The 11,721-nt window shown below is 67.1% G+C and carries 13 protein-coding genes; 6 read left to right on the top strand and 7 right to left on the bottom strand.

Translation table 11 applies throughout. The features are described from left to right. Positions 1–33: 33 nt before the first annotated feature. Positions 34–603 (top strand): 3D domain-containing protein, encoded by a 570-nt coding sequence (locus tag AC07NC_RS13920; protein ID WP_008260580.1) that lies wholly within the window; start codon positions 34–36, stop codon positions 601–603. Positions 604–677: 74 nt separating this feature from the next. Here AC07NC_RS13920 and AC07NC_RS13915 read toward each other — a convergent pair whose 3' ends face one another. The 4 genes from AC07NC_RS13915 to AC07NC_RS13900 all read right to left on the bottom strand — a co-directional run bounded on the left by AC07NC_RS13915 (position 678) and on the right by AC07NC_RS13900 (position 4,848). Continuing rightward, on the bottom strand, positions 678–1,568 hold the full coding sequence (locus tag AC07NC_RS13915) for a hypothetical protein (protein ID WP_494569924.1): 891 nt from the start codon (positions 1,566–1,568) through the stop codon (positions 678–680). Between the two features lie 89 nt (positions 1,569–1,657). Then, complete coding sequence (locus tag AC07NC_RS13910; protein WP_008260771.1) at positions 1,658–1,981, bottom strand: Mpo1-like protein; 324 nt, start codon at positions 1,979–1,981, stop codon at positions 1,658–1,660. A 38-nt stretch (positions 1,982–2,019) separates the two neighbouring features. Next, positions 2,020–3,924: a DEAD/DEAH box helicase gene (locus AC07NC_RS13905; RefSeq protein WP_494569923.1), complete on the bottom strand. Its 1,905-nt coding sequence runs from the start codon at positions 3,922–3,924 to the stop codon at positions 2,020–2,022. Positions 3,925–4,086: 162 nt separating this feature from the next. Beyond that, a complete protein-coding gene (locus AC07NC_RS13900; RefSeq protein WP_494569922.1) occupies positions 4,087–4,848 on the bottom strand; it encodes an SDR family NAD(P)-dependent oxidoreductase in 762 nt (253 codons plus the stop codon). A 148-nt stretch (positions 4,849–4,996) separates the two neighbouring features. On the opposite strand from AC07NC_RS13900, the gene AC07NC_RS13895 reads away from it, so the two are divergent. After that, entirely contained in the window at positions 4,997–5,206 is a 210-nt protein-coding gene (locus AC07NC_RS13895; RefSeq protein ID WP_035306812.1) for a flagellar basal body rod C-terminal domain-containing protein, read from the top strand. Between the two features lie 25 nt (positions 5,207–5,231). Here AC07NC_RS13895 and AC07NC_RS13890 read toward each other — a convergent pair whose 3' ends face one another. Both AC07NC_RS13890 and AC07NC_RS13885 read right to left on the bottom strand, forming a co-directional pair. After that, positions 5,232–7,118 carry a methyl-accepting chemotaxis protein gene (locus AC07NC_RS13890; RefSeq protein WP_494569951.1) on the bottom strand — a complete coding sequence of 629 codons (1,887 nt, stop codon included), beginning with the start codon at positions 7,116–7,118 and terminating at the stop codon, positions 5,232–5,234. Positions 7,119–7,190: 72 nt separating this feature from the next. Beyond that, positions 7,191–7,898 carry a winged helix-turn-helix transcriptional regulator gene (locus AC07NC_RS13885; RefSeq protein WP_494569921.1) on the bottom strand — a complete coding sequence of 236 codons (708 nt, stop codon included), beginning with the start codon at positions 7,896–7,898 and terminating at the stop codon, positions 7,191–7,193. Positions 7,899–7,956: 58 nt separating this feature from the next. Between AC07NC_RS13885 and AC07NC_RS13880 the strand changes: the two genes are divergently transcribed. From AC07NC_RS13880 to AC07NC_RS13865, 4 genes are all read left to right on the top strand, one after another. Then, entirely contained in the window at positions 7,957–8,403 is a 447-nt protein-coding gene (locus AC07NC_RS13880) for a VOC family protein (protein ID WP_494569920.1), read from the top strand. Positions 8,404–8,416: 13 nt separating this feature from the next. Next, positions 8,417–8,875 (top strand): SRPBCC family protein, encoded by a 459-nt coding sequence (locus AC07NC_RS13875; RefSeq protein WP_494569919.1) that lies wholly within the window; start codon positions 8,417–8,419, stop codon positions 8,873–8,875. A gap of 11 nt (positions 8,876–8,886) precedes the next feature. Next, entirely contained in the window at positions 8,887–9,234 is a 348-nt protein-coding gene (locus AC07NC_RS13870) for a DUF1428 domain-containing protein (protein WP_035307799.1), read from the top strand. Positions 9,235–9,316: 82 nt separating this feature from the next. After that, positions 9,317–11,260, top strand: a complete 1,944-nt coding sequence (locus AC07NC_RS13865) for an ATP-binding protein (protein ID WP_494569918.1) — start codon at positions 9,317–9,319, stop codon at positions 11,258–11,260. Here the strand turns inward: AC07NC_RS13865 and AC07NC_RS13860 are convergent, their stop codons facing one another. Beyond that, a complete protein-coding gene (locus AC07NC_RS13860; RefSeq protein WP_494569917.1) occupies positions 11,261–11,707 on the bottom strand; it encodes an OmpH family outer membrane protein in 447 nt (148 codons plus the stop codon). It abuts the gene before it with no gap. Positions 11,708–11,721: the final 14 nt, after the last annotated feature.

Here is an 11,721-nt window from a genome sequence, read left to right as displayed (position 1 = left end):
CGTTGGGAGCCGGCGCTTCAATGAGCAAACCGGATGATCGGCGCTTCCGCTGCCTTCGCCATGATGTGGGCCGCCATGTCTTCGCTTTCGAGCGGACCGGTCCCTTACAATGTCGCTGTCGCGGCGGATGCAGCCAGGGTTGAAACCCCGGCGCCCGAGATCGGTTCCACCGACGCCTCGCCCGAAATCGCCTCTGATCTGGACGCCGTCCAGGCCGAGCTGATGGCCGGAGATCCGGACTGGCGCGCTTCGGCCCGCCTCTATCACGCAGGCGGCGGCGGGGCGACGGGCAATGACTCCCTGGGTTGCCGCCCCATCGCCATGCGCACCGTCGCGGTCGATCCCCGCGTCATTCCCCGCCGCACCAAGCTGTTCATCCGCGAGACGGTCGGCCTGCGTCTGGCCGATGGTTCGATCCATGACGGCTATTGGTACGCCTCCGACACCGGCGGCGCGATCAAGGGCCAGAAGATCGACCTCTACACCGGTCATGGCCGGGGCTCGATGGCCCAGGCCCGTCGCCTGAACATGCAGACCCTGACCATCGCCGACGCGGGCCGTTTCGACGGCTGCCCCCCGGCCTGGGAAAACGCCTCCAACTAAATCGCAGCCGCGACGAAAAACGCCGGCGCGCCTCGCGGCCGCCGGCGTCTTCGTGTCTGCGGTTCGGGCTGACCCTATTGCAGTTCGCTGACCTTCAGCGTCGACTGCACCATGTCGTCGCCATAGGTCCCGACCCAGACGTCGTAGCGTCCGGCCTGGGGATTGGTGATCAGGACCTTGGGGTTCACCCCGCCGCCGCTGTCGTCATCGCAATACCAGCGCCCGTTCGGCGTATTGATCAGAAGCGTGGTGTCCTCGGACGCCTCGACCAGGAAGGTCAGGTCCAGATCGCCGGGCTCGAAGAAGACCTGATAGTCCGCCGCCGCGCTGACCTTGCCCTCGCAGCCCGACTTGGCCGCAGAGGCCGGGATCGACCCGCCCGCCAGGATCGCCTTCTCATGGGGATCGGGCGTAAAGCCCGAACGCAGCCTCACCGAGCCGAAATTGGGCTCCAGGTCCGCATCCGGCGCCCCTACGGCGCTCGTCTCCGACCCGCCCAGTTCGCTGATCTCCAGCGTCGACTGGACCATCCCGTCGTTATAGGTGCCCAGCCAGATGTCGTACCGCCCGCTTTGCGGGTTCGAGATCAGCACCTTCGGATTCAGGTCGCCGCCGCTGTCGTCGTCGCAGAGCCACTGTCCGCTGGGCGTATTGACCAGAAGCGTCGTGTCCTCGGACGCGACCGCGCGGACGGTCAGATCCAGATCGCCCGCCTCGAAGTTCAGTTGCAGATCCGGCGCGGCGCTGACCGACCCCTCGCATCCCGACTGAGCGGCCGAGGCGGGCACGGAGCCGCCGGCCAGAATGGACTTGGTCCAGGGGTCCGGCGTGAAGCCGGTCTCCAGCGTGACCTCGCCATAGTTCGGATCGAGTGTGAAGTCCGGCTTGGCGCCGCTCTTCTGTGCGAGGCTGACGCCGGGCGCGAACGCGAGCGCGGCGCCGGCGACGATGGCGATGATCTTCATGGGGTCGATGTCCCTGCCCTGCGGCCTCCCGCCGCGGAGCGAACATATCCGCTTCCCGGCCACGGCACAGCTTCAAATCTCAGGGATCGCTAGAAACGACGCCTGCCCGTGACCGTCTCGAAGAACAGGCGGAAGTCGCCCATCAGGCTCCACAGCGGATATTGGAAGGTCGCGGGACGGTTCTTCTCGAAGAAGAAATGCCCGACCCAGGCGAAGCCGTAGCCGATCAGCGGCATGGCCAGCAGCCACCAGGGATTCAGCGTCAGCAGGAAACCGACGAAGGCCAGGATCACCAAACCGGTGCCGACCACATGGATCCGCCGGCAGGTCCGGTTGGAATGTTCGTGGATGTAATAGGGATAGAAGGCCTCGAACGAGGCGTATCGACCCTGGGGTTCGGGCGGCGCGTTCATGGGCGGAGGGTGCGCCTCCGCCCATGATCAGGCAAGCCCTAGGCCTTGGGCTTGAATCCGGCCTTCTTGAAGCCCGGCTTGGCCTTGAACGGCTTCTTGGCGAACGGCTTGTCGCCGGCCGCGTTCGAGCGCGGGTTCTCGCCGCCGGCGTCGGCCTTGGGCGCCCAGGGTTTCTTCTTGAACGGCGGCCGGGCGTCGCCCTCGCCGCCGTCGGCGCGCTTGTACGGCGTCTTCTTGAACGGGCGGTCGCCGTCTTCACGACGCGGCTTGCCGGCGCCGGCGAACTTGCCCGCCTTCATCGAGCCCGGGGTCGGGGCTTCCGAGGACGTGATCTTGACCTCGTCGTTCGAGGCGGCGACGGCCTCGCGGAAGGCCTTCTCGTGGGTCTTGGCGATCTCGAACCGCGTCTCTTCCGGGAAGGTGCGGATGGCGCCGATCTGGGGCTTGGAGATGCCGCCGATACGGCAGATCAGCGGGATCAACCATTTGGGGTCGGCGTTCTTGTTGCGGCCCACGTCCAGGCGGAACCAGACCACGTCGTCCGCGCCCAGGCGGTCGCCCGGCCAGGGCTGGGCGGCCGTGCCGTCTTCGTTGCGCACGATGCGCTCGCGCTTGACGGGGCTGCGATCCGAGCCCGGATCAGACAGTTCTTCCGGCGCCGGCTGTTCCTTGCGCAGCAGACGCACCAGGGCGGCGGCGATCTCGTCGGGCGTGCGCTCGGCGATCATCCGCTTGGCGACGATCATGTCCTCGTCGGACACGTCGGCCTCAAAGAACTCGGGCGACAGCAGACGGCCTTCATCGGCCTTGCGGATCTCGTCGAAGGTCGGCGCGCCGGACCAGACGGCGTCGATGCCGGCCTCGTCCATCAGACGCTCGGCCTTGCGGCGGCGCGAGTGCGGCACCAGCATGACGGAGACGCCCTTCTTGCCCGCCCGGCCCGTCCGGCCCGAACGGTGCAGCAGGCCTGCGCGGTTCATCGGCAGCTCGGCGTGGATGACCAGGCCCAGGTCGGGCAGGTCCAGACCGCGCGCGGCCACGTCGGTGGCGACGCAGACGCGGGCGCGGCCGTCACGCAGCGCCTGAAGCGCGTCGGTGCGTTCGCGCTGGCCCATCTCGCCCGACAGGGAGACGGTCGAGAAGCCGCGTTCCAGCAGAGAGGCCTGGAGATGGCGCACGGAATCCCGCGTCGAACAGAACACCATGGCGCGCGGCGCCTCGTACCAGCGCAGGGTGTTGACCACTGCGTGTTCGATCTCGTTCGGGGCGATGCGATAGGCGCGGTATTCGATGTCGGCGTGCTGACGCGACTTGTCCGTCGCGTCGATGCGCACCGCGTCCTTCTGGTAGCGCTTGGCCAGGGTGACGATCTCGCGCGCGATGGTGGCCGAGAACAACAGGGTGCGGCGTTCGGCCGGCGCATGGTCCAGGATGAACTCCAGGTCCTCGCGGAAGCCCATGTCCAGCATCTCGTCGGCCTCGTCGAGGACGGCGACCTTCAGCTCGGACAGGTCCAGATTGCCCCGGTCGATATGGTCCTTCAGACGGCCCGGCGTGCCGACGACGATATGGACGCCGAAGCCCAGGGCGCGCGCTTCACGCCGCGCATCCATGCCGCCGACGCAGGTGGCGATCTTGGCGCCGGAGTCGGCGTACAGCCATTGCAGCTCGGCTGCGACCTGCATGGCCAGTTCCCGCGTCGGGGCGATGGCCAGGCACAGGGGGGCGCCGCCCGGACCGAAGATCGGCTTGTCGCCCAGCAGGGTCGGGGCCGCGGCCAGACCAAAGGCGACCGTCTTGCCCGAACCGGTCTGGGCCGAGACCAGCAGGTCGCGTTCGGCGTATTCGCCTTCCAGGACAGCGGCCTGAACCGGGGTCGGCTCGGCATAGCCCTTGTTGACGAGAGCGCGGTCGAGCGCGGGATGGACGGCGGGAAAGGGCATCGGCTACCTGGGACAACGGACAAGGCGGTCATCGAAACGACCGCGCCCGGCCGAGGACAGTCCTCAGGCCGGGCGAGTAATGCCGCTCTATACACGGATAAAGGCGCGAGCGGGGCGAAAAACGCCGTTCACCACGACGCCCCGCTCAAGAACGACCCCGGATCAGACCTTGAACGACAGGAAACCGTCGTCCACCGCCACCGTCGAGCCATTGATGGCCGAGGCCGCGTCGCTGAACAGGAAGGCCACCACGCTGGCGACCTTTTCGGGCTGAATCAGTCGATTGTGCATATGCTGGGCGGCCAGGGGGGCCTTGGCCGCCGGGTCGTCGCCCAGGATCGGGGTGTCGACGAAGCCCGGCGCCACGCCTACGACCCGGATGCCATATTCGGCCAGTTCCAGCGCGCCTGATCGGCTCATCGACACCACGGCGGCCTTGGCGGCGTTATAGTTGAAGCTGCCGCGCGCGGCGATGGAGCCATAGATCGAGGCCGTGTTCACGAAGGCGCCCTTGGCGCCCAGCGCGACCATCTTCTTGGCCCCGTAGTACAGGCCGTAATAGACGCTGTGCTGATCGACCTCGATCACCTTCAGATAAGAGGCGGGGTCCATCTCCAGGAAGGGCTTCACCAGGCCGATGCCCGCATTGTTGAACATGCCGTTCAGCGTGCCCAGTTTCTCGACCGCGAACTCGACCAGGGCTTCGACCTCCTCCGCCTTGGAGACATCGACCTTGTAGGCGAAGGCCTTGCCGCCGCAGTCCTGTGTCAGGGCCCCGACCTCTTTCGCCACGGCCTCGGCGCCGTCCAGGTTGAAGTCGGCGACGATCAGGTTCGCCCCCTTCTCGGCCAGGGCCAGACAGGCCGCTCGCCCGATGCCGCTGGCGCCGCCCGTGACGATCAGGGCTTGATCCTTCAGTTCCATGGCGAGGGTCTCCTTCAATAGACAGGACACCGGATATGGAGGCGCCGGGCCGGGATGAAACCCGATCCGCGAGATTTCGTCGTTCACCCTGTTTGTTTCCCGGGCGTTGACGGAGAGCCTTCAGACTGCAGGGCTGAAGGAGACCGTGATGCAGGTTATGCCCATCGCCGCCGGCGGAATGATGAACGCCCAGTCCCGCTTCGTAGCCAGTGCGCGTCGCACCGCGACCGCGCCTCTCGACAACCTCGCCGTCGAGGCGGTCGAGCGTATTCAGGCCAAGACCGCCTTTACCGCCAACGCCGCCGTGATCCGCACCGCGGACGATATGAGCGGAACCCTGCTGGACATGCTGGCCTGACGGTCGCCGGCGGCGGTCCCCCGGTCTAGAATTCTTCCCAGCCGTCCGCTGACGGCGCCGCCTGCGCCTTGGGCGCCGCGCCGCCGCGCCCAAGGGTCTTCAACGCCGCCGCCATATGGGGCGCCCGCGCTGGCGCTGAGGCCTGAGCCTGAGGCGGCGTCGATGCGCGCGCCGCCGGGGCGCCGACCTGGAATTGCGCCACCGACGCCTGCAGCGCCTCGGCGTCCTGGGCCAGAGACTGGCTGGCGGCGGTTGACTGCTCAACCATCGCAGCGTTCTGCTGGGTGACCTGGTCCATCTGGTTCACGGCCGTGTTGACCTCGGCCAGACCCAGGGCCTGCTCCTGAGCCGAGGCCGAGATTTCCGTGACCAGGGCGTCGATTTCGGCCACCCGATCCACGATCCGTTGCAGGGCCTCGCCGGTCTGACCGACCAGTCTGACGCCCGAGCCGACCTGGTTGGTCGAGGTCGAGATCAGGGTCTTGATCTCCTTGGCTGCGTCGGCCGAACGCTGGGCCAGGGCCCGCACTTCGGAGGCCACGACGGCGAAGCCGCGACCGGCTTCGCCGGCGCGGGCCGCCTCGACCCCGGCGTTCAGGGCCAGCAGATTGGTCTGGAAGGCGATTTCGTCGATGACGCCGATGATCTGGCTGATCTGCTCGGAGGAGCCTTCGATCGCCTGCATGGCCGAAACCGCGTCGCGAACGATAATGCCCGAGGTTTCCGCGTCGCCCTTGGCGGCCTGAACCACGTCCGAGGCCTGACGCGCGCCCGAAGCCGTCTTCTTCACCGTGGCGGTGATCTCGTCCAGGGCGGCCGCCGTTTCCTCCAGGCTGGCGGCCTGTTGTTCGGTGCGGCGCGACAGGTCGTCGGCGGCCTGCGAGATCTCGCCGGCGCCCGAGCGGATGCTGGCCACATTGCCGACCACGACCGACACGGCCTGCTGCAGCTGGGCGATGGCGGCGTTGAAATCCGACTTCAGCTGTTCGGCGCGCGGGGCGACCTCTGCGGTGAACCGGTGGGTCAGGTCGCCGTTGGACATGGCCGCAAGACCCTGGCCCAGAGCCGTCAGGGCGACACGATCCTCTTCGGCGATGCGCGCCTTCTCGGCTTCGTTGGCGCGATGTTCGGCCTCGTTGATGGAACGCTGAGACTGGGTCTCGGCCTCCAGCCGGATCTTCTCGGCCGCATTGTCGCGGAAGGTGCCGACCGAGGCGGCCATGCGGCCGATCTCGTCGCCACGCCCCTGGGCGGGAATAACGACCTTCAGGTCGCCGGCGGCCAGTTGATCCATGGCGCGTGTCATGGCCACGATAGGCTGGCTGAGCGCCCGCACGAGCCACAGGGTCATGGCCCCCGCCACCAGCAGGGCCAGCACCCCGCCGATCACCAGGGCGGCGTATCCGCTGTTGAAGGCCGTGCGCTTCTCGGCGTTCTTGCGGGTCAGCACGCCCTGCGTCTGATCGTCGATCGACTTCACGGCGGCGCGGACATCGGTCAGGCGGGCCGTTGTAGTCAGTTGCGACACCGCCTGCGGCCGCTGGGCCGGATCGCGGGCCAGGTCCATCAGGGCCTGGGACTGCTGGTTGAAGGCGGCGGCCGCCGCCGTCATCGCATTGAACCGACCGGCGTCGACGCCGTCGGCGTCGCTTGTCTTCAGAGACTGGACAGCCTGACCGAAGGCCGTCTTCGATTCAGCGTATTTCGTCAGGGATTCCGCCTCGCCCGTCGCCACATAGGAGCGCATGGCGTTCTGCTGTTCCACGGCGGCGGCCAGGGTCCGGTCGGCGGCCCGGCTGATCTGGGTGGCCGATCGTTCGGCGTCGTCGGATCGCTGCAGGGAGACCAGGCTGAACAGGACCACCAGGGTGGCCACACCGCAGGCGCTCATCATGGCGCCCAGGGCGATCATGAGTTTGATGGAAATAGACAAGGACTTGAGCACGTCCGCCTCCAAAGCAACCTGAGAAGCTTGTGCTAAGGCTCAGGTGTTACCAAACCTTGCTAAGGCCACGCTTTCCGTCGCTTTTTCCGGGAGGTGGAAGAAGTCGATGAACCGCTCGAACACCCCCTGGTCTCCGTCAATCGTCATGTCCGCCGCCAGGGTCGAGAGCGGAACCTTGCCGTAGACGGCGGCGCCGAGCAGCGGCGGCCGGGTCGTCACCGTCACGTCCGCGCCCGCGATCTGGCCGCGCTGCGCCTGAAGACGACCTTCGGACACCGTCACCTGGAAGCTCTCGTCGTCGAAGATGAAGCCGAGCGCCATGGCGGCCTTTCCGGCCCGGCCGGCGTCGAACATCGTCTTGAACGACAGCATGATCGAGACGGCGCTGATCGGCAGCGTCGGATCATGCGCCGGCGACCGTGCGGCCCAGCGGCCCAGAACCAAAAAGACCGGTTCGATCTCATACCCCCAGTCCGTCAGCTCATAGACCTGCACCGAGGCCGGCGGCGGCAGCTTGCGGCGACGCACCACGCCCGCCGCCTCCAGTCCCTCCAGCCGTTGCGTCAGCACATTGGCGGACAGGCCGCAGAGATCCTTTCTCAGGTCACCGAACCGACGCGGCCCCATCATCAGTTCACGCACCACCAGAAGCGCCCAACGCTCGCCCACCAGATCCAGCCCGTGCGCGGCGCCGCACGCGTCGTGATACCGCCGACCCGACTTTGTGGTTACTTTTTCTAACTTCATGGTTGACTGTTCTAATCTCACGCGGCACGGTTAGCAAACATAGGGAGAGGAGAGACGTATGACCCAGCTGATTTTCATCAATCTGCCCGTCGCCGACCTGAACCGGTCCATCGCCTTCTATGAAGCCGTCGGCGCCACGAAGAACCCGATGTTCAGCGACGAGACGGCCGCCTGCATGGTCCTGTCGGACGTCATCCACGTCATGCTGCTGACCCACGACAAATGGCGCACCTTCACCGATCGGACGATCCCCGACGCCCACGCCTCGGCCCAGATGCTGTTGTGCCTGTCGCGCGACAGCCGCGACGCGGTCGATGCGGTGGTGGCCCAGGCCGGGGCGGCCGGCGGAACGGCGGACCCCAACAAACCTCAGGACTATGGCTTCATGTATGGCCGCAGCTATGCGGACCCGGACGGCCACATCTGGGAGACCATGTGGATGGACCCCGCCGCCGTCGCCGCCGGCCCCGAAGCCTTCGCCGCCCATGAACTGACGCCCGTCTGACAGGAAGGCCGATATGTCCGACCACTTCGAACTCAGCGTCACCCGCCTGATCCAGGCCTCGCCCGAAGCCGTGTGGAATATCTATGTCGAGCGGACAGGGGAATGGTTCTGCCCCCGGCCCTGGACCACGCCCGTCGTCGATTGGGACCTTCGCCCGGGCGGCCGCGCCAATGTGGAGATGCAGTCGCCCGCGGGCGAGCGCCACGCCTATTCCGGCGTCTTCCTGGAGGTGGTCCCCGGCCGTCGGCTGGTCTCGACGGGGGCGCTGACCGAGGGCTGGGTCCCGCAGCCGGGCGAGATGAACTTCGTCCGTATCGACACCTTCGAACCCGAGGGCGACGCCACCCGCTACACAGCAGTCGCCCGCCATTGGGACGAAAAGGCGATGCAGACCCACCGCGCCATGGGCTTCGAACAGGGCTGGGGCGCCGTCGCCGACCAACTGGCCGAACTGGCCGAAACCAACAGCTGAGGAGGACGACCATGACCTATGTGACCGGCTTCGTGACCCCGGTGAAGACGGCGGACAAGGACGCCTATCTGAGGTGCGCCCAGGCCGCCGCGCCCATCTTCAAGGAGTTCGGCGCCCTGGCTGTCGTCGAGAACTGGGGCGTCGATATTCGCGACGGCAAGCACACCGACTTCAAGATGGCGGTGAAGCTTGAGCCCGACGAAACCGTGGTCCTGTCCTGGATCATCTGGCCCGACAAGGCGACCGGCGACGCCGCCGAGAAGAAGATGATGGAGGACCCGCGTTTCCACGAGATGGAGATGCCCTTCGACGGCAGGCGGATGGTCGTCGGCGGCTTCGAGACGATCTTCGAAGCCTGAGGTCGGTCGCCCTCCGCGACCGTCCGTTCACCCCGTTGAAATATCTTCGCGGCAGACTTGGTCTTCCACGGGGAAGCTGCCCATGCCGAGCGGTCAGACGACGGACATCGCCACATTCGATGTGGCGCAGTTCTGTCAGGCGGTCGAACATTCGCCCATCGGCACGGCCGTATTCGGGCTGGACGGCGTCTGGCTGAACGGCAACGCCGCCCTGCGTCGCTTCCTGGGGTACAGCAGCGACGAACTCAGGACGGTCAATTTCCGGGACGTGACCCATCCCGACGATCTGGACGCCGATCTCGTCCTGTTCGAACAACTGACCTCCGGCCGCATCCCGTCCTACGAGATCGAGAAACGCTATATCCGCAAGGATGGCGGCGTCGCCTGGGCGGCTCGCACCGTCTCCCTGGTTCGCAGCGCGACGGGCGATCCCCTGTTCTATATCTCTCACGTCCAGGATATCGCCGGCCGCAAGGCGGCGGAAGCCGAGCGGCTCAAGCTGGCCGACCGCGCCACCCTGGCCGCTCGCGCCGCCCATATCGGAATCTGGGAACTGGACCTGAACACCAACGCCCTGTCGTGGTCGCCGGAGATGTTCGACCTCTTCCTCACCCCGGCGCCGGACGTCCTGGACCTGGCATTCTTCACCAGTTTCGTTCTGGAGGATGATCGCGAAACGCTCCAAAGAGACACCGCCGCCGCCCTGAACGGCCTTCTGCTGGACACCGAGTTCCGCATACGCCGGACGGACGGAGAGATCCGGCACATCAAGGGATTCGGCAGCCTGGAACGCGGCGTCGGCGGCGCGCCGGACAGGCTGGTCGGCGCCAACTGGGACGTCACGGAAATGCGGCGGCTCGCCGAACGGGCCGAGGCGGCCAGTCGCGCCAAGTCCCAGTTCCTCGCGGTGATGAGCCACGAAATCCGGACGCCCATGAACGGCATACTCGGCATGACCCAGGCCATGCAGGCCGATCCCCTGCCGGCCCTGCAACGCGAACGCCTGGACATCGTCGCCGAGTCCGGCGCCGCCTTGCTGACCATCCTCAACGACATCCTTGACCTGTCCAAGGTCGAGGCCGGCAAGATGGAGCTGGAAAGCGTGGCCTTCGATCTGGGGATCCTGCTGGGCAATCTCCGCTCGACCTATGCGTCCACCGCCGACGATCAGGGCCTGATCCTGGCGCTGGATCTCGGCGACGCCGCCGGCCTTTATCGCGGGGATCCGACCCGCCTGCGGCAGATCCTGTCGAACCTGATCTCCAACAGCCTCAAGTTCACGGCTCAGGGCCGCATCGACATCGCGGCGCGCCGCGACGGCCAGACCCTGGTCCTGACCGTCGCCGACACAGGCGTGGGCATGACGACCGAGGTCATCGCGCGCATCTTCAATCCGTTCGCCCAGGCCGACGCCTCGACCACGCGCCAGTTCGGCGGCACGGGACTGGGCCTGTCGATCGTGCACGAATTGACCCGGCTGATGCAGGGCCGGATCGACGTCGACAGCCGGCCGGGCGAGGGGTCCCGTTTCACCGTCGTCCTTCCCCTGCCCTGGCTCGGCCCAGCGGTCGGAACGCCCGCCCCGTCCGCCTCCGACGTCAGACAGGGCGACGCCGGTCTGCGCGTTCTGGCCGCCGAGGACAACGCCATCAACCGCCTGGTCCTGCAAACCCTGCTGGGTCAATTCGGCATCGAGCCGACGATCGTCGAAAACGGCGCCCAGGCGGTCGAGGCCTGGCTGGGCGGCGATTGGGACATGGTCCTCATGGACGTGCAGATGCCGGTCCTGGACGGTTTCGGCGCCGCCCGCGCCATCCGCGAACGCGAGGCCGCCCAGGGTCTGCCCCGTACTCCGATCATCGCCCTGACCGCCAACGCCATGCCGCATCAGCGCGACGAGTGCCTGGCCCATGGCATGGACGCCGTCGTCGCCAAACCCATCGACGTCCGCGCCCTGATCTCGGCCCTGGAGACGGTAGGACAAAAGGGCGCGCATCTGACGGAAAGCGGCCGCGCCACCGCCTGATCAGCCCCGGGCCGCCTTGAGGTTCCGGGTCAGCGTCTTGCGGCGCGCGCCATAGGCCTGTTCCAGGTCCGCCCGCTTCGCCTTCAGTGCTTCAAACTGATCGTCGAGGGACGACGAAGCGGCCTGATGGTCGGCGTCCAGCCGGTCCAGCTCGGCTTGCAGTCTTTCGAGCTTCGCACGCCGGGCTTTTGACGGTCTTGCAGCCTTCGGCCTGGCCGCCTTTCCGATCTTGCCGACATCGATCGCCAGGCCGCGCTCGATCACCTCGCCGGGCGCCGCCAGGGCGGCGTCATGGTCGGGGCCGCCGCTCAGTTGGCTGGCCAGGCCCGTGGCGAACAGGTCCTGCTTCGACCCCCAGGCCTCCAGCGCCTTGGGGCGCGAGCTCGCGGCGACCGTGAAGGCGTGAAATCCGTCCGACCAGGTAAAGACCTTCAACCTCGGCGCCATGCGTCTGTCCCTGA

It is taken from the genome of Brevundimonas sp. GW821-FHT10A07 (assembly GCF_059415785.1).
Note: the sequence above shows the minus strand (reverse complement) of the source record. Positions and strands in the feature narration are given on the sequence as shown.

Excerpts from the sequence above, each read along its gene's own strand:
- AC07NC_RS13920 (WP_008260580.1), top strand. The coding sequence starts at position 34 with ATGATCGGCGCTTCCGCTGCCTTCGCCATGATGTGGGCCGCCATGTCT.
- AC07NC_RS13915 (WP_494569924.1), bottom strand. The coding sequence starts at position 1,568 with ATGAAGATCATCGCCATCGTCGCCGGCGCCGCGCTCGCGTTCGCGCCC.
- AC07NC_RS13910 (WP_008260771.1), bottom strand. The coding sequence starts at position 1,981 with ATGAACGCGCCGCCCGAACCCCAGGGTCGATACGCCTCGTTCGAGGCC.
- AC07NC_RS13905 (WP_494569923.1), bottom strand. The coding sequence starts at position 3,924 with ATGCCCTTTCCCGCCGTCCATCCCGCGCTCGACCGCGCTCTCGTCAAC.
- AC07NC_RS13900 (WP_494569922.1), bottom strand. The coding sequence starts at position 4,848 with ATGGAACTGAAGGATCAAGCCCTGATCGTCACGGGCGGCGCCAGCGGC.
- AC07NC_RS13895 (WP_035306812.1), top strand. The coding sequence starts at position 4,997 with ATGCAGGTTATGCCCATCGCCGCCGGCGGAATGATGAACGCCCAGTCC.
- AC07NC_RS13890 (WP_494569951.1), bottom strand. The coding sequence starts at position 7,118 with ATGATCGCCCTGGGCGCCATGATGAGCGCCTGCGGTGTGGCCACCCTG.
- AC07NC_RS13885 (WP_494569921.1), bottom strand. The coding sequence starts at position 7,898 with ATGAAGTTAGAAAAAGTAACCACAAAGTCGGGTCGGCGGTATCACGAC.
- AC07NC_RS13880 (WP_494569920.1), top strand. The coding sequence starts at position 7,957 with ATGACCCAGCTGATTTTCATCAATCTGCCCGTCGCCGACCTGAACCGG.
- AC07NC_RS13875 (WP_494569919.1), top strand. The coding sequence starts at position 8,417 with ATGTCCGACCACTTCGAACTCAGCGTCACCCGCCTGATCCAGGCCTCG.
- AC07NC_RS13870 (WP_035307799.1), top strand. The coding sequence starts at position 8,887 with ATGACCTATGTGACCGGCTTCGTGACCCCGGTGAAGACGGCGGACAAG.
- AC07NC_RS13865 (WP_494569918.1), top strand. The coding sequence starts at position 9,317 with ATGCCGAGCGGTCAGACGACGGACATCGCCACATTCGATGTGGCGCAG.
- AC07NC_RS13860 (WP_494569917.1), bottom strand. The coding sequence starts at position 11,707 with ATGGCGCCGAGGTTGAAGGTCTTTACCTGGTCGGACGGATTTCACGCC.